The 16,003-nt window shown below is 68.6% G+C and carries 13 protein-coding genes; 8 read left to right on the top strand and 5 right to left on the bottom strand.

What is annotated here, in order from left to right:
- The first annotated feature begins 616 nt into the window (after positions 1 to 616).
- Complete coding sequence (locus tag ACFO8M_RS15585) at positions 617 to 2,611, top strand: glycosyl hydrolase (protein WP_387977177.1); 1,995 nt, start codon at positions 617 to 619, stop codon at positions 2,609 to 2,611.
- Positions 2,612 to 2,662: 51 nt separating this feature from the next.
- Here ACFO8M_RS15585 and ACFO8M_RS15580 read toward each other — a convergent pair whose 3' ends face one another.
- Both ACFO8M_RS15580 and ACFO8M_RS15575 read right to left on the bottom strand, forming a co-directional pair.
- Positions 2,663 to 3,154 carry a VOC family protein gene (locus tag ACFO8M_RS15580; RefSeq protein ID WP_387977174.1) on the bottom strand — a complete coding sequence of 164 codons (492 nt, stop codon included), beginning with the start codon at positions 3,152 to 3,154 and terminating at the stop codon, positions 2,663 to 2,665.
- A gap of 43 nt (positions 3,155 to 3,197) precedes the next feature.
- Positions 3,198 to 4,427, bottom strand: a complete 1,230-nt coding sequence (locus ACFO8M_RS15575; RefSeq protein WP_387977171.1) for an ROK family protein — start codon at positions 4,425 to 4,427, stop codon at positions 3,198 to 3,200.
- A 101-nt stretch (positions 4,428 to 4,528) separates the two neighbouring features.
- Here ACFO8M_RS15575 and ACFO8M_RS15570 point away from each other — a divergent pair, with 101 nt between their 5' ends.
- Positions 4,529 to 6,202 (top strand): glycoside hydrolase family 13 protein, encoded by a 1,674-nt coding sequence (locus tag ACFO8M_RS15570; RefSeq protein ID WP_387977168.1) that lies wholly within the window; start codon positions 4,529 to 4,531, stop codon positions 6,200 to 6,202.
- A 225-nt stretch (positions 6,203 to 6,427) separates the two neighbouring features.
- Positions 6,428 to 7,660 carry an alpha-hydroxy acid oxidase gene (locus ACFO8M_RS15565; RefSeq protein WP_387977165.1) on the top strand — a complete coding sequence of 411 codons (1,233 nt, stop codon included), beginning with the start codon at positions 6,428 to 6,430 and terminating at the stop codon, positions 7,658 to 7,660.
- 63 nt (positions 7,661 to 7,723) lie between these two features.
- Here ACFO8M_RS15565 and ACFO8M_RS15560 read toward each other — a convergent pair whose 3' ends face one another.
- Positions 7,724 to 8,248: a hypothetical protein gene (locus ACFO8M_RS15560; RefSeq protein WP_387977162.1), complete on the bottom strand. Its 525-nt coding sequence runs from the start codon at positions 8,246 to 8,248 to the stop codon at positions 7,724 to 7,726.
- Positions 8,249 to 8,484: 236 nt separating this feature from the next.
- Between ACFO8M_RS15560 and ACFO8M_RS15555 the strand changes: the two genes are divergently transcribed.
- Complete coding sequence (locus tag ACFO8M_RS15555) at positions 8,485 to 9,126, top strand: hypothetical protein (RefSeq protein WP_387977160.1); 642 nt, start codon at positions 8,485 to 8,487, stop codon at positions 9,124 to 9,126.
- Positions 9,127 to 9,143: 17 nt separating this feature from the next.
- Here the strand turns inward: ACFO8M_RS15555 and manD are convergent, their stop codons facing one another.
- Positions 9,144 to 10,382 (bottom strand): D-mannonate dehydratase ManD, encoded by a 1,239-nt coding sequence (gene manD / locus ACFO8M_RS15550; RefSeq protein WP_387977157.1) that lies wholly within the window; start codon positions 10,380 to 10,382, stop codon positions 9,144 to 9,146.
- A 252-nt stretch (positions 10,383 to 10,634) separates the two neighbouring features.
- Between manD and ACFO8M_RS15545 the strand changes: the two genes are divergently transcribed.
- Positions 10,635 to 11,666: a LacI family DNA-binding transcriptional regulator gene (locus ACFO8M_RS15545; protein WP_387977154.1), complete on the top strand. Its 1,032-nt coding sequence runs from the start codon at positions 10,635 to 10,637 to the stop codon at positions 11,664 to 11,666.
- A gap of 24 nt (positions 11,667 to 11,690) precedes the next feature.
- On the opposite strand, the gene ACFO8M_RS15540 is transcribed toward ACFO8M_RS15545, so the two are convergent.
- Positions 11,691 to 12,584, bottom strand: coding sequence for a LysR family transcriptional regulator (locus ACFO8M_RS15540; protein WP_387977152.1), 894 nt, complete (start codon positions 12,582 to 12,584; stop codon positions 11,691 to 11,693).
- Between the two features lie 99 nt (positions 12,585 to 12,683).
- Here ACFO8M_RS15540 and kdgD point away from each other — a divergent pair, with 99 nt between their 5' ends.
- Genes kdgD through ACFO8M_RS15525 form a run of 3 tightly spaced genes read left to right on the top strand, consistent with a single transcriptional unit; the run spans position 12,684 to position 16,002 of the window.
- Positions 12,684 to 13,601 carry a 5-dehydro-4-deoxyglucarate dehydratase gene (gene kdgD / locus ACFO8M_RS15535; protein ID WP_387977149.1) on the top strand — a complete coding sequence of 306 codons (918 nt, stop codon included), beginning with the start codon at positions 12,684 to 12,686 and terminating at the stop codon, positions 13,599 to 13,601.
- On the top strand, positions 13,598 to 14,959 hold the full coding sequence (locus ACFO8M_RS15530) for an enolase C-terminal domain-like protein (protein ID WP_387977146.1): 1,362 nt from the start codon (positions 13,598 to 13,600) through the stop codon (positions 14,957 to 14,959). The genes kdgD and ACFO8M_RS15530 overlap by 4 nt, the downstream gene beginning before the upstream one ends.
- A 38-nt stretch (positions 14,960 to 14,997) precedes the next feature.
- On the top strand, positions 14,998 to 16,002 hold the full coding sequence (locus tag ACFO8M_RS15525; protein ID WP_387977143.1) for a Bug family tripartite tricarboxylate transporter substrate binding protein: 1,005 nt from the start codon (positions 14,998 to 15,000) through the stop codon (positions 16,000 to 16,002).
- Position 16,003 lies beyond the last annotated feature (1 nt).

The following is a 16,003-nucleotide window of genomic DNA, read 5'->3' as shown; positions in this document are numbered from 1 at the left end:
CGACAGGATTGGGTCGAGCAAACCGACACTACCCACAACGCGAGGAACGTCCGCAGGGGACCGTACCTCGGACCCGAAACCGGAAACATTGACTTCAGTCGATGCATTGGCCTGATGCGTCGCGGGCCGAACTCTGGCGAATACGGCGGGCCGTCATGACTCGGGCGGTGGCGGCGGTTGGGCGATCCTGTCCGGCCCCGACGCCGACGGCGCCGCGGGCCTGGGCGGCGACATGAACCGCCGGTACGGCGGGATGGTCCACGAGATGGGCCACGCCCTCGGGCTCCCGACTCTCCTACCCGGACTGCCACTTCAACGACCAGCAGAAGAACGGCATCCGCAACGGCCCGTATGGCAGCCTCCTGTCGTAGGCGAAGCTGTGCGAAAGCGCCGCGTGGACTCTCGGTCCACGCGGCGCTTCGGCGTGCGTCATCCCTTGTTCGCCGACTGAACAAGTTCAGCGGTGCGGCTCGAGGCCAGGAGCCGTTGACATCGATGAATTCCTATGGATATTCTGTGGACGGCTTAACCGATTCAGCTTCTGAAACCCCAGGTCAGAGCCGAATGCTGCAATCAACCCCTCCTTCGAGGGCCCTTCGTTCCAAAGGAGACGCAAGTGCCTTTCTCCTCCTTCCGCGCGCCGAGGCGCGCGGTGATCACCATGGGCGCCGCCGCCGTCGCGGCCGCGAGCGTGCCGCTTTCCGCCAGTGCCGCACCGACTCGGTCGAGGGTCACGATCGTCGACGACTGCGCGACCGCCGAGACCCGTGCGCTGTTCCACTACATGCTCGGGCTGCAGGGCAAGGGCGTCATGTTCGGCCACGAGCACACCCTCAGCGACGGGTTCACCTTCGACACGTACACCGAGACGACCTCTGACGTCGAGGCCACGACCGGCGACTACCCGGCCGTGTTCGGCTGGGACACCTTGATCCTCAACGGGTTCCAGAAGCCCGGCGTGTACGGCGGCACCGTCGAGCAGAACATCGAGGCGATGAGCTGGGCGTTTGAGAAGTCGGATGCGCTCGGCGGCATCAACGTCCTCAGCGCCCACATGTTCAACTTCGTCACCGGCGGGGACTTCTGGGACACGGCGGGCCGCGTGGTCAGCCAGATTCTGCCCGGCGGCGCGAAGCACGCGGACTACAACGAGTTCCTCGACCGGATCGCCGCGGCCGTGAAGGGCGCCAAGCGAAGCGACGGGACTTTGATCCCAGTGGTCTTCCGGCCCTTCCACGAGAACACCGGCGGCTGGTTCTGGTGGGGCGCGGGGCACTGCACCTCGGCGGAGTTCATCGAGATCTTCCGATACACCGTGGAGTACCTGCGCAACACCAAGAAAGTGCACAACCTGCTGTACTCCTACTCGCCGAACTCGAGCTTCGGCGGCGACCCGACCAACTACATGAAGACCTACCCGGGCGACGAGTTCGTGGACGTCCTCGGCTACGACGCCTACGACAACTCGGCGGGCTCGGCGGAGTGGTTGTCCGGCACCATGAAGGACCTCGCGATGGTCGTGGACCTCGCCGCCGAGCGCGGCAAGGTCCCGGCGTTCACCGAGTTCGGGGAGTCCGGCGAAGAGGGCCGCGACCTCACCTGGTTCACCGACCTGCTCGGCGCGATCAAGGCGGACCCGAAGGCGAGCAAGGTGACCCACATGCTCACCTGGGCCAATTTCGGCGGGACGAACCGCGCGTACGTGCCCTTCCCCGGGCACGCCATGGAGCCGGACTTCCTGGACTTCCACGCCGATCCCTACTCGTACTTCGCCTCCGACCTCGAAGGCGTGTTCGACGCCCCCACGGTCGCCGTGCCGAGCGCCCCCTACCTGCACCTGGTGTCCCCCACCGACCGCCAGCGCATCACCACCACCTCGACCACCGTCAGACTGCGGCTGACCTCGGCGACCACGCGGAAGGCCACGTACTCGATCGACGGCGGGGCGCCGGTGACCCTCACGCGGGACGCGCAGGGGTTCTATTCCGGCGCTTGGAACATCGATCCGTCCTGGTTGGACAACCGCTCGGTGACGGTGACCGTGAGCGCCAAGGTGGGCACCCGGACGCTGACGGATTCGGCGCTGGTGATGCTGGGCGAGGTCGAGCCGCTCCCGGCGGGCTGGATCGACGACTTCGAGGGTTACGCCGGGGACGACCTGACGCTGAGCGAGGCGTACAGCCACGTCAACGCCAACACGACGGCCCTCTCTGCCGATCACAAGGCTTCGGGCGCTTACGGTCTGGCGTACTCGTACGACTTCGCGAACGCCGGGTACACGGGCATCGGGAAGTCGGTGGGCGCGGACTGGACGGCGTTCAGCGCGTTGAAGCTGTGGCTGCAGGGCGACGGTTCCACGAACGGCGCGACGATCCAAGTGGTGGCGAAGGGCGCGTACTTCGAGTACAACGTAGGGCTCTCGAACACCGAGGGCCTGGAGGTGAACGCGCCGTTCACCGAGTTCAAGCCGGCGCCTTGGGACACCGGCCATGCGGACGAGCTGCTGGACGCCGCGCACCTGGCGGAGGTGTCGGCGTTCAACCTGTACCTCGGGTACGGCGGGTCGACGGCCACGGGCACGGTGTACGTGGACGACATCCGCGCGGAGTGAGCGCGGCCCCTGGGGCCGGAGGCGCGGCCTCCGGCCATGGGGCGCAAGCGGTCAGGTCAGGCCGGGTGCGTCCATGACCTGGGTCTGCTCCATGGCCTTGAGGTATTTCGGCTCGGCCATGCGCCGCATGGCCTCTTCGGGAGTCGGGGCCTCCACGCGTTCTTGGAGCCACCAGAGGTTGCCGAGCGGGTCGCGGAGTCGCGCGACGCGGTCGCCCCAGGCCTGGACGTCGGTCAGCGGGGTGACGACCGTGGCGCCGGCCTTGACGGCGCGTTCGAGGACGGCCTCGGCGTCTTCGATGTAGAGCCGCAGCAGAGCCGGCGTGTCCACTTTGAACGGCGTGTCGAAGAGCATCACGATCGAGGTGCCGATGCGGACTTCGGCGTGGCCGATCTTGCCCGGGACGGGGCCTTCGACGCGGCCGAGTTCTTCGCCGTCGAAGGCCTCCTTGATGAAGTCGATGACGCGGGCGGTGTCGCTCGTGACGATCCACGGCGTGACCGTGCCGTAGCCCTCGGGGATCGGGTCGGGCTTGAAGGACATGGCGACTCGCTTTCGTTCTGAGGACCGATGCGAGTCCAGCATATCAGAACGGAATGGTTTGTTCCAGTGTTGGCGATACTGGCGCGAGGGCGATCGCGTTCGTCTTCACGATCTCCAAGGCGCGGACGACCGCGCCGATGCTGACCACGCCGCCGCCGAGAGGCGAGGCGACCAGGGTCGGCGCGGGCGGGTGGGTCAGTTCGTCGAGGCGGGCGGCGGTTCGCGGCAGCAGCAGGCCGAGGGATTCGGCGACGGCGCCGGAGAGGACGATCCGCTCGACGTCGAGCAGGCCGCCGAGGACCGCGCAGATGCGGGCGAGGCGTTCGGCCATGCGGTCGAGGAGCGCCAGCGCGGCGGGGTCGCCCGAATCTGCGGCGTGGAAGACGACCTCAGCGCCCAGCTTCGCCTTGGGGGTCTTCATGATCGGACTAGACGCGTCCACTGTGCCCGATGCTCGGAGTTCGAGGGCCCATTCGCGCAGCAGGGCCGCGATGCCGTGGGTCGAGCCGACGCCTTCGACGAGGGACAGGAGCCGCAGTTCGCCTGCCGCGCCGCGTTTGCCGCGAACGAGGTGGCCCTCCACGACGTAGCCCGCGCCGAACCGCTCCCCCGACATGAGCGCGATGTAGGAGGAGGCGCCCACGCCGGCGCCGAGCGCGCCTTCGGCGAGCGCGGCGAGGTTGGCGTCGTTCTCGACCTCGGTGAGCCGGCCCTGCTCCCGGAAATGCGCTGCGAATCCGGGGTTCATGCGGGACCAGAACTCGAACTCGCCTTCGGGCGAGGCGCCGTCGAGGTCGGTGGGCGCGGGTACGCCGACGGCGATGCAGAGGACCGCTTCCGTTGGCACGCCTGCCTTTTCGAGTGCGTCGGCGATGGTCGCGTCGGCGACGTCCACGCGCTGCTCGACGATGTCGGGGTCGATCGCGGTGTAGGCGCGCGCGAGTTCGCGGCCGCGCAGGTCGGCCACGGCGGCGGTGACGCAGTGCTGGCCGGCGTCGAGGCCGACGACCGCTCCTGCGCTCGCGCGGAGCTCGTACCGGCGGGCGGGGCGGCCCTTGCGGTACTCCCCCGCGGCGCGGGCGTTCGGGAGTTCGCAGAGCCAGCCGCGCTCGACCAGCTCGTCGCACAGCGCGATCACGGTGGAGCGGGTCAGACCGGTCGCGGCGATCGCGTCGCTCGCGGTGAACGCCGTTGTCCCCCAGGCATAGTCCAGCACGGCAGCGGCGTTCGCACGCTTCTGCGAGAACGCGCTCCGTTCATCGATTTCCGACACGCCTCTTGACACCTCGCCTCTCCGTGTCCCAGTATGACGGGAGCAAGTTGATTTTGGTATTAGATTTAATCAGGATATCAACCCGTGAAAGGCTCACGTCCATGACCGAGCTGCTCAACAGCACCGCGGACGCCACCACGGCCTCCCGCATCGACGCCGACTGGTGGCGCCAGGCCACGGTGTACCAGATCTACCCGCGCAGCTTCGCCGACGCGAACGGCGACGGCATCGGCGACCTCCCCGGCATCGCCTCGCGCGCCGACTACCTCGCGCGGCTGGGCATCGACGCCGTGTGGCTCAGTCCCTTCTACCCGTCCGCGCTCGCCGACGGCGGCTACGACGTGGCCGACTACCGGAACGTCGACCCGCGCCTGGGCACCCTCGACGACTTCGACGCGATGCTCGAAGCTCTGCACGCCAAGGGCATCAAACTCATCGTCGACATCGTCCCGAACCACTCCTCCGACCTCCACGAGTGGTTCCAGGCGGCCCTCGCCGCGCCGAAGGGCTCGTCCGAACGCGACCGGTACGTCTTCCGCGACGGCCTCGGCGAGAAGGGCGAACTGCCGCCCGCCGACTGGAAGTCGATGTTCGGCGGCCCGGCCTGGACGGCGGTCGGCGACGGCCAGTGGTACCTCCACCTGTTCGCACCCGAGCAGCCGGACTTCAACTGGCACAACGAGGAAGTGCGCGCCGACTTCTTGAAGACGCTGCGCTTCTGGTCCGACCGGGGCGTGGACGGCTTCCGCGTCGACGTCGCGCACGCCCTCGCCAAGGACCTCCCGGAGAACCTCCCGTCGCTCGCCGAGCTCGACGCGATGGACCGCGCCACGGGCACGCACCCGCTGTGGGACCGCGACGAGGTCCACGACATCTACGCCGGCTGGCGGGCCGTCTTCAACGAGTACGACCCGCCGCGCATCGCCGTCGCCGAGGCCTGGGTCGACCCGCCCTCGCGCCGCGCCCGCTACGCCAGCGCCGAGGGCCTCGGCCAGGCGTTCAACTTCGACCTGCTCGAAGCCGACTTCGACGCGGACGCGTTCCGCGAGATCATCGTCGACAACCTCGACCAGGCCGCGGCCTCGGGCTCGTCCACGACGTGGGTGTTCTCCAACCACGACGTGGTGCGGCACGCGACCCGGTACGGGCTGCCGCCGAACGGCGACCGGCCGCGCCACTACAACCGCACGTGGCTCCTCTCCGGAGGCACCGAGCCGCAGGTGGACGTGGCCGCGGGGCTGAGCCGCGCCCGCGCCGCGACGATGCTCATGCTCGCCCTGCCCGGCAGCGCGTACCTCTACCAGGGCGAAGAGCTCGGCTTGGGCGAGGTCGCGGAGATCCCGGACCTGGCGCGGCAGGACCCGACCTTCTACCGGAGCCCGGGCTTCGACGTGGGCCGCGACGGCTGCCGCGTGCCGATCCCGTGGAGCGAGGCAGGTGACTCGTTCGGGTTCGGTCCCGCCGATGCCCATCTGCCGCAACCGCAGTGGTTCGGGTCGCTCTCGGTCGAGGCGCAGTCGGGCGACCCGGCCTCGACGCTCAACCTCTACCGCGAGGCCCTCGCGCTGCGCCGCCGGCTCCAGACCGACGAGTCGCTCACCTGGGTGCCGTCCGACCCTGAGGTGCTGCACCTGCGCCGTCCGAACGGCTGGGAGGCCGTGACGAACTTCGGCCCTGCTGCGGTGCCGCTGCCCGCCGGTGAGGTGCTGCTCGCGAGCGGCCCGATCGACGGGACCGGGCTGCCGCCCGCGACCACGGTCTGGCTCCGCGCCTGATCCTGGGGACAGCCGCCTTCTGGCGTGTTCAGGGGGCGGCTTCGCTGGTGAAGGGGCCTGGTGTCGTGGCGGTGAGTGCGGTAGCCTCCATCTCGACATTTGAATGAAACGATTCAAAGTAATGATCCGTGTCCGTCTGCCGAATGGGACGGGGCGGCCGTGCCGATCGCCCGATCGGCGCGGTCATTACGATGCATCCACCCATCACCTTCGTTAGGCCCCTATATGACAAAGCGACAGTTTCCACGTCCCAAGGACATCCTGCCCTTGGTGAAGTTCAAGAAGCCCGACTTCAACGGCAAGCGCCGCCGGTTGAAGGCCGCGTTGACGATCGAGGACCTGCGCCGGATCGCCAAGAAGCGCACGCCGCGGGCGGCGTTCGACTACACCGAGGGCGCGGCCGAAGCTGAACTCTCGTTGGCGCGGGCCCGGCAGGCGTTCAAGGACATCGAGTTCCACCCCGCGATCCTGCGCGACGTCTCCCAGCTCGACACCGGCTGGGACGTGCTCGGGAAGCGCTCGGCGCTGCCGTTCGGCATCGCCCCCACCGGGTTCACCCGGATGATGCACACCGAGGGCGAGACCGCCGGGGCCGGTGCGGCAGCCGCCGCGGGGATCCCGTTCGCGCTCTCGACGATGGGCACCACCCCGATCGAGGACGTGGCCGCCGCCGGAGGCGAGCACGGCCGCAACTGGTTCCAGCTGTACATGTGGAAGGACCGCGACCGCTCCATGGCCCTGGTCGACCGGGCCGCGGCGGCCGGGTTCGACACGCTGCTGGTCACCGTCGACGTGCCGGTGGCCGGGGCCCGGTTGCGCGACAAGCGGAACGGGTTCGCGATCCCGCCGGAGCTGACGGCGAAGACGATTTTCGACATGGCGAAGCACCCCAACTGGTGGTTCGACATGCTGACGACCGAGCCGCTCGCGTTCGCCTCGCTCTCCCGCTGGTCCGGCACCGTCGCTGAACTGCTCAACACGATGTTCGACCCGACGGTCGACTACGAAGACCTGGCCTGGATCAAGGAGCAGTGGCCCGGGAAGCTCGTGGTCAAGGGCGTCCAGACCGTCGCGGACGCGAAGCGCTTGGCGGACATGGGCGTCGACGGCATCACCCTCTCCAACCACGGCGGACGCCAACTCGACCGCGCCCCGATCCCGTTCCACCTGCTCCCTGCGGTGGTGAAGGAAGTCGGCAAGGACACCGAGGTCCACGTGGACACCGGCATCATGTCCGGCGCCGACATCGTCGCGTCGATCGCCTTGGGCGCGAGATTCACGATGATCGGGCGCGCGTACCTCTACGGCTTGATGGCAGGCGGCCGCGACGGCGTCGACCGCACCATCGCCATCCTCAAAGAAGAAGTCGAACGCACCATGAAGCTCCTCGGAGTGGCGAGCCTGGAGGAGCTGGAACCAGGGCACGTGACCCAATTGCAGCGACTCATCCCCCGGTAGACGCGAGCGTCGGCAGGACTGCGCCGGGCGCGGTCCTGCCGACCCCTTTCACTTTGCGGTGCTTCACTTCAGGCGAACCGAGGATTGGATCGACTGGACCTGTGCGATGAGCTCCTGCTCGCCGGACACGACCGTTCCGAGCATCTTGATCATCTTGTCGCCGTCCTCGATGGTGGTCACCATGAACCAGATCGACTCCAATTGGGCGATGGCGATCGCGCTGTCGTGCCCGTCGACCGCACCGGTCACCCATTCGACCGACGGCGAGTCGTAGTCCACTCCCGTGATGCCGGAAACGAAGCTTCGAGCGGATTCCTCGGCATCGGTCTCGGACTGCGAATAGGGGTGCGCCGTGGTCATCACCGTGGCCGCGAATCTTGGTGCGTGCACTGTCGACTCATAGTTCTCAAGGCCGTGCTCCTCCGCCACCTCCGGGGTGACCAGCGCCCAGTCGTCCGGAATGATGTAGCAGACTCCCGCTTCGTCGTCGATGAGGTGCGTCGCGTCCTCGACGCAGTCGGTGGCCTCCGCCTCCGCCTCGGCGTCGTCCTCGGACCAGGGCGACCACACCGACGCGGCGGCGATCAAGCCCCCGACTGCGACAATGCTGACGAGCAGTACCCACCTGGCTTTGATGGATAGCCTTCTGCCCGAACCGGAAAGGGGTGCAGCCTCGACATGAGGCTCAGTTTCGTTCACACATCCAGATTAGACGGCCTACCAGTCGCGGACGGTGCCGTCGGCGAGGCGCTTGCAGGGCAGGTGACGTATTGCGGTCCTGCGATACCGTGATCTGAGCCCACGCCCCGCAACAGAGGATCCCTATGCCAGCCGCAGCATGGCTCCGTGAGAACCGCCTTTCCAAGAACCTCTTCGTCATCGCACCCGACTCCACCGCCTCCGAGGCCGAGATCGCAGCGGCCATGGACCGCCACGACGGCCTCAGCGGCGGTTGGGCCGGGCCGAAACCGGGCTGGTACAAGACCGTTGAGCGGGTCGGCCGCTGGTGGTACCTCATCGCTGCCGCCCTCGGCTCCGTCCTCTTCATCATCTTCGCGCCCACCGACGACACGGCCTGGATGAAGGCCCTCTTCGGGATCAGCGCCGGCCCGATCATCCTGCTCGTCATCCAGCTTCTCGTCTACGGCATCGCATGGGTCCAGGCCAAGCTCACCGGCGGCGACAAGAAGGCCGTCCTCCGCGAGGCCAACAAGGTCGCCCGTCCCGCGGCGTTCGACAACGACAAGGTCGGCACGATCCTCGCCATGGGACTCTCGGACGAGCCTGAGCTCCACCGCTTGTGCTGGACCGCCTCCGGCGTCGGCGAACAGGGCCGCGGCGCCGCCCTGGACCAGATCCGCGAACTGTGGCGCCGCGCCGACCCCGAAGCGGCCGCCGAAATGGACGAGATGATCCGCGACACTCAGGAAGAGCTGGCGCGCTTCCGCAAAGACCACAAGGGCTGAGGCCTTCGGCTCGACCGCTACCAGTCGTGGACCGTACCGTCGGCGAGGCGGTTGTAGGGCAGGTAGGCCTGGACGTACGGGTACTTCCCGGCTTCGTCGGTGTCGAGTTCAACGCCGAGGCCGGGCCGGTCGCCGGGGTGGAGGCAGCCGTCGTTCCAAGTGAACGACTGCTGGAAGACCTGGTCGGTCCTGGCGCCGTGTTTCATGTACTCCTGGATGCCGAAGTTGTGGATCGACAAGCCCAGGTGCATCGCGGCGGCCATGCCGACCGGCGAGATGTCCGTGGGGCCGTGCATCCCGGACTTGATCTGGTACTGCGCGGCGTAGTCGAGGACCTTCTTCAAATGCGAGATGCCACCGGTGTGCGTGACCGCCGAGCGGACGTAGTCGATGAGCTGCTCGCGGATGATCTGCTGGTAGTCCCACACTGTGTTGAAGATTTCCCCGATCGCCAACGGCGTGGTGGTGTGCTGCCGGACGTGGCGCAGGGCCTCCTGGTTCTCGGCGGGGGTGACGTCTTCGAGCCAGAAGAGGTCATAGGGCTCAAGGGCTTTGCCGAGTTTCGCGGCCTGGATCGGGGTGAGTCGGTGGTGGGCGTCGTGGAGCAGCGGCAACTCAGGGCCGAACTCGTTGCGCACGGCTTCGAAGACGCCCGGGAGATGGCGCAGGTAGGCACGGGTGTCCCAGTCCTCCTCATTGGGCAGTGCACCCCGTTGGGCCGGTTCGTGGTCGTAGCGGACGCCCTCCATCGCTTCGAAAGTGGCGTTCGAGGCGATGCCGTAGATCGACTTCAGGCCCGGCACGCCGGTCTGGACGCGGATGGCTCTGTAGCCCTGTTCCTGGTGGGAGCGAATGGAATCGAACAGTTCTTCGGTGGTCTTGCCGGAGGCGTGGCCGTACGCGAGGAGGCCGCTGCGGGAGGCGCCGCCGAGCAGCTGGTAGACGGGCATGCCGGCGGCTTTGCCCTTGATGTCCCACAGCGCCATGTCGACTGCGGCGATCGCGGCCATGGTGACCGGGCCGCGCCGCCAATAGGCGGAGCGGTACAGGAACTGCCAGGCGTCCTCGATCCGGTGGGCGTCGCGGCCCAGCAGCAAGGGCACGACATGGTCGGCGAGGTAGGAGACGACGGATAGCTCGCGCCCGTTCAAGGTCGCGTCGCCCAGGCCGGTGAGTCCGTCGTCGGTGGTGAGCTTCAGCGTCACGAAGTTCCGGTCGGGGCTGGTGACGATGACCTCGGCTTTGTCAATGATCACGGGATGCTCCTAACTGTTCGGTCTGGCGATGCGGCCGTCGAGGCGCGGAGCGGCAGCGGGGCATGGACGCAATGCCAACACTTTGTCGAGCCGTTGTCAACCGATTGCGACCAGCGATTTTCGCAGTTCCCTCGGCGTGTCGAGGGTGGCGGGGCTCGGGTATGCTCGGTAAGCCCTGTTGCCGGAGTCGGCAGACTGGCATCAATCGTCTGCCGGTTGACAACCCCCGGCAACAAGCGCGAAAGGGGAGGCATGGAACCGTCCGACGCCGCCACTCGCCCCCGCAACGGCGACCGCAAAGCGCCCCCGACGATCTACGACATCGCGCGGCTCACCGGCGTGAGCCCCTCGACCGTGTCGCGGGCGCTGAACAAGCCCGGCCGCCTCAACGCGCAGACCGAACGGCGCATCCGCGACGCCGCGAAGGAACTCGGCTACCGGATCAACCCGATGGCGCGGGCCCTGCCTACCGGCAAGACCGGCACGCTCGGCCTGCTCGTCTCGGACATCACGAACCCGGCCTACTTCGACCTGGTGCGCGGCGCCGAGCGGGTGGCCTCCGAGACCGGCATGACCATCGTCTTCGCCGACTCGCAGGAGTCGCCCGAACTCGAACGCTCCACGGCCGAGCGCCTCCAGACCTCGGTCGACGGCCTCCTCCTCGTCGGCTCGCGCCTCGACGACCCGCAGATCCAAGAGCTGTCCTCGGTCAAACCCCTCGTGGTCGTGAACCGGCTCGTGGACGGCATCCCGGCCGTCATCCCGGACGTGCGGCCGGGCATGACGGCCGCGCTCGAGCGGCTGCGCGACGCCGGACACCGCCGGATCGCCTACCTCGCCGGGCCCGAGGCCTCGTGGATGAACGGCCAGCGCTGGCAGACCGCGTTCGACATCGCCGTGGGCTGGGACATGTCCATCGTGGAGATCAAGTCGAACGCGCCCACCCGCGAGGGCGGTGCCGAGGCGTTCGGGCGCGTCAAAGCCGCCGACGTGAGCGCCGTGCTGACCTACAACGACCTCGTTGCGCTCGGGCTGCTGCGGGAGTGCCGCGACCACGGCCTGGACGTGCCGGGCCGGTTGAGCATCGTGGGGTTCGACGACATCTTCGGCGCCGATCTCCCCACTCCGGCACTGAGCACGATCCGTATGCCGACCTCGGCCCTCGGAGAAGGCGGGATCAGGCGGCTCCTCATCGAGATCGACGGCGGCACTTCGGATGACGAGTCGGCGCTGCCGACCGAGTTCGTCGACCGCGAGTCGATCGCGGAGGCGTACAGGGCTTGACCCGCAGGTCAGGCCCTGGGTTGATCAGACGCTCCGCAGGAGCGTGTCGAGGGCCGGGTTGCCGTGGCTTCGGCGCCAGACGCTGTGGAGTTCGACGGTGTCCCTTCGGAGGTCGTCGATGTCGAGGAAGACCAGGTTCGAGAGGTTGAGCGCGGTCGCCGAGGAGGGCACGAGTGCCACGCCGAGCCCGGCGTTGACGACCGACAGGACCGTGTGGACCTGGCTGATGTGCTGCACGTAGCGCGGGTTCAAGTGCGCGTGCTGGAACGCGGCGACGACGAGTTCGTAGAAGTACCAGGCCTCTGAGGGCGAGTAGGTGACGACGTCGTGCTCGGCGACATCCTCCATTGTAGGCGGACGGTCGAGCCGGGTGAGGGCGTGGCCGCGCGGGGCGGCGAGGATGAGCGAATCCCTTGCCACCAGCCGTGAGTCGAGCATGTCCGAGCGCGGGACCTGGCGCACCAGGCCGACTTCGATCTCCCCCGCGAGCAGGGCGTCGAGCTGCGCGTGCGTGACCATCTCGTTGAGCACGAGGTCGACGCCGGGCAGCTCGGCGGCGGCCACGGCGATCCACCTGCCGAGGACGGTGAGCGCGGAGACGGCGGTGAAGCCGATCCGGATGGTCCCCGCGGTCCCGGCCGCGACGCGGCGGGCACGCAGGGGCGCGGTGTCGGCGAAGGAGAGCAGGCGCCGGGCCTCTTCGAGGAAGATGCGGCCGGCCGGGGTGAGTTCGGCGCCGCGCTGGGTGCGCAGGAACAGCTCGAAACCGACGCCGTGTTCGAGTCGCTGGATCTGACGGCTCAAAGGCGGCTGCGTCATCTGCAATCGCCTTGCGGCCCTTCCGAAATGAGATTCCTCCGCTACGGCGACGAAACCGCGGAGCTGATCGAGCGTGTATCCCACGTCACCAGTAGCCATGCCCTGAAGGTATCAGCTCATGTCGAATGAGTGTTGGACCGGTATGAGTCGAGGGGGTTACGGTACGGGCCACCTCGACGGAACAGGAGACCTCCGCACATGACGCGATACACCCCGGCAGAGATCCAGCGGGCGCTGGGCGAGGGGCTGCTGTCCTTCCCCGTCACCCACTTCCGCGACGACCTGTCCTTCGACGAGGCCGGTTATCGCGGGCACCTGGGGCACTTGGCGTCCTTCCCCGCGGCGGGCCTGTTCGCGGCCGGCGGGACCGGCGAGTTCTTCTCGCTCATGCCCGACGAGGTCGGGCAGATCGTGCGCGCCGCCGTCGACGAGGCCGCCGGAACCGTCCCGATCATCGCCCCGGCCGGGCAGGGCACGGCCCAGGCGATCGCGTTCGCGCGCGACGCCGAGGCGGCCGGGGCCGACGCGGTCCTGCTGTTCCCGCCCTACCTCACCGAGGCCGGGCAGGACGGCCTGGCCGCGCACGTGCGGGCGGTCTGCGAGTCGACCTCGTTGGGCGTCATCGTGTACCACCGGTCCAACGCCGAGTACGGTGTCGCCACTGTGGAGCGTCTCGCGGCCGAGTGCCCGAACCTCATCGGCTTCAAGGACGGCGTGGGCGACATCGAGTTCATGACCCGCCTGTACGCGACCCTCGGCGAGCGGCTGCTGTACATCGGGGGCCTGCCCACCGCCGAGACCTTCGCGCTCCCCTACATCCAGCTCGGTGTCACCACGTACTCCTCGGCGATCTTCAACTTCGTCCCCGAGTTCGCGCTCGCGTTCTACGACGCGGTGCGCGCCGGGAGCCGCGACGAGGTGTACCGGCGGCTGAGCGAGTTCGTACTCCCCTATCTGGACATCCGCAACCGCGGCAAGGGGTACGCGGTGTCGATCGTCAAGGCGGGCATGACGGCCGTGGGCCGCCCGGCCGGGCCGGTGCGCCCGCCGCTCACCGACCTGGACGAGGGCGAAGTGGCCGCGCTCGCCGCGTTGATCGAGAAGTCAGCCTCATGACCGGGTTCGAACCGGCCGCTGCCCGAGCGGAACAGGCGACCACTCCGATCGTGACCGCAGTGCGCGTCGTGCCCGTCGCCGGGCAGGATTCCATGCTGCTCAACCTCTCCGGTGCGCACGCGCCGTACTTCACCCGCAACCTCGTGATCCTCACCGACGACGCCGGGAACACCGGGGTCGGCGAGGTGCCGGGCGGCGAGGCCATCGCCCAGACCCTCCGCGACGCCGCCGATCTCGTCATCGGCTCCTCGATCGGCGCCTACCGCAGCGTGCTCGAGCAAGTGAGCCGCCGCTTCCGCGACCGCGACGCGGGCGGGCGGGGCAGCCAGACCTTCGACCAGCGCGTCACCGTCCACGCCCGCACCGCACTCGAAGCGGCGCTGCTCGACCTGCTCGGCAAGCACCTCGGCGTGCCCGTGGCCGAACTGCTCGGCAACGGGCCGCAGCGCGAGAGCGTCCCGGTCCTCGGCTACCTGTTCTTCGTGGGCGACCGCGGCCGCACGGACCTGCCCTACCGGGACGGGTCCGGTGAGGACGACGCGTGGCTGCGCTTGCGCGACGAGGAGGCCATGACCCCCGAAGGCGTTGTGGCCCTGGCCGAAGCCGCCGAGGCGCGGTACGGGTTCCGCGACTTCAAGCTCAAGGGCGGCGTGCTGCCCGGGCCCGAGGAGGCCGCCGCCGTCACGGCCCTGGCCGAGCGGTTCCCTGACGCCCGGATCACCTTGGACCCCAACGGGGCGTGGTCGCTGCGCGAGGCGGTGGACCTGTGCCGGGGTCTCGACGGCGTGCTCGCGTACGCGGAGGATCCGTGCGGCGCCGAGGGCGGGTACTCGGGCCGCGAGGTCATGGCGGAGTTCAAGCGCGCCACCGGGATGCGCACGGCGACGAACATGATCGCCTGCGACTGGCGCGAGTTCGCGCACGCGGTGCGCACCGACGCCGTGGACATTCCGCTGGCCGACCCGCACTTCTGGACCATGGCCGGTTCGGTGCGTGTCGCGCAGGCCTGCGAGGCCTTCGGTCTGACCTGGGGTTCCCACTCCAACAACCACTTCGACGTGTCGCTGGCGATGTTCACGCACGTCGCCGCCGCCGCGCCCGGCGAGATCACTGCCATCGACACGCACTGGATCTGGCAGGACGGCCAGCGCCTCACCGTCGATCCGCCGCGCATCGCGGACGGTGCGATCAAGGTGCCGACCGCGCCGGGCCTCGGGGTCGAACTCGATGAGGAATGCGTAGCTGCGGCTCATGAGCGTTATTTGCGAAGTGCTCTCACCGGTCGAGACGATGCGGCGGCTATGCAATATCTTGTCCCCGGATGGAACTTCAACCCGAAACGCCCCTGCCTGGCATGAATTCGAAGCTGATCGATCACTCTATGAGGAGTAGCAACATGCAACACCCCTTCCCCCGACGCGGACTGCTCGCCGGCATCGCGGCCGTGCCCTCGCTCGCCGCGCTCGCCGCGTGCGAGGTCCAGGGAGGTTCGGACGCCGCCGACGCGGAGTTCCCCACCCGCGCAGTCGATTTCATGGTCCCCTTCGACGCCGGCGGCTCTGGCGACCTCGTCAGCCGCGCGGTCGCCAAAGCCGCCGAAGAGCCACTGGGCGAGTCCCTTGCGGTCACGAACAAGCCCGGTGCGAACGGCGCCGTGGGACTCAAGGAACTGCTCGCGGGCAAAGCGGACGGGTACACGATCTCGCTGGCCGTCAAGTCGCTGTTCGCCATCACGCCGCTCGTGGTCGATGACCCTGAGGCCGTGGTGATCACGGACCTCCGCATCGTCACCACGCTGACGAACGAGGGATATGTGCTCGTCGTGCACGCCGACTCGCCGTACAACACCCTCGCCGACCTGCTGGCCGCGCCGCACGTGAACTACGCGACGACGGGCGTGGGCACCGGTTCCCAGCTCTCGGCGGGCCTCCTGTTCGGCGTCGCCGGGGTCGACGCGACGGACGTGCCGTACGACGGCGGCGCGCCGGCCGTCACCGCGCTGCTGGGCAAGGAGGTCGACGCGGTGTCGGCGTCCCTGGCGGAGACCATGCCGCAGATCGAGGCCGGCGAGCTGCGCCCGCTCACCTGGTTCTCCGAGGAGCGCAGCATCTTCCTGAACGAGGTGCCGACCGCGATCGAGTCCGGGTTCCCGGACGTGGTGGTGGACCAGCGCCGCTTCATCGTGGTGCCGGCCGACACGCCCGACGAGGTCGTGGGCGTGCTGACGCTCGCGTTCGAGGAGGCGCGCGACAGCGGCGAGTACGGCCAGTTCCTCCAGGACAACTTCATGGAGCGCTGGGAGGTCGACGGCATGGAGGCCGAGGCCCACCTGGCGGAGGCCACCGAGCAGTACTCGGCACTGCTCGAGAGCTCGAACGTCGAACTCGGCACCGCGTCGTGAG

It is taken from the genome of Glycomyces rhizosphaerae, from assembly GCF_042647865.1.
Classification (GTDB): domain Bacteria; phylum Actinomycetota; class Actinomycetes; order Mycobacteriales; family Micromonosporaceae; genus Glycomyces; species Glycomyces rhizosphaerae.
This window is presented reverse-complemented; position numbering and strand designations above follow the sequence as displayed.

Excerpts from the sequence above, each read along its gene's own strand:
- ACFO8M_RS15580 (WP_387977174.1), bottom strand. The coding sequence starts at position 3,154 with ATGTCCTTCAAGCCCGACCCGATCCCCGAGGGCTACGGCACGGTCACG.
- ACFO8M_RS15570 (WP_387977168.1), top strand. The coding sequence starts at position 4,529 with ATGACCGAGCTGCTCAACAGCACCGCGGACGCCACCACGGCCTCCCGC.
- ACFO8M_RS15565 (WP_387977165.1), top strand. The coding sequence starts at position 6,428 with ATGACAAAGCGACAGTTTCCACGTCCCAAGGACATCCTGCCCTTGGTG.
- ACFO8M_RS15555 (WP_387977160.1), top strand. The coding sequence starts at position 8,485 with ATGCCAGCCGCAGCATGGCTCCGTGAGAACCGCCTTTCCAAGAACCTC.
- ACFO8M_RS15545 (WP_387977154.1), top strand. The coding sequence starts at position 10,635 with ATGGAACCGTCCGACGCCGCCACTCGCCCCCGCAACGGCGACCGCAAA.
- ACFO8M_RS15540 (WP_387977152.1), bottom strand. The coding sequence starts at position 12,584 with ATGGCTACTGGTGACGTGGGATACACGCTCGATCAGCTCCGCGGTTTC.
- kdgD (WP_387977149.1), top strand. The coding sequence starts at position 12,684 with ATGACGCGATACACCCCGGCAGAGATCCAGCGGGCGCTGGGCGAGGGG.
- ACFO8M_RS15530 (WP_387977146.1), top strand. The coding sequence starts at position 13,598 with ATGACCGGGTTCGAACCGGCCGCTGCCCGAGCGGAACAGGCGACCACT.
- ACFO8M_RS15525 (WP_387977143.1), top strand. The coding sequence starts at position 14,998 with ATGCAACACCCCTTCCCCCGACGCGGACTGCTCGCCGGCATCGCGGCC.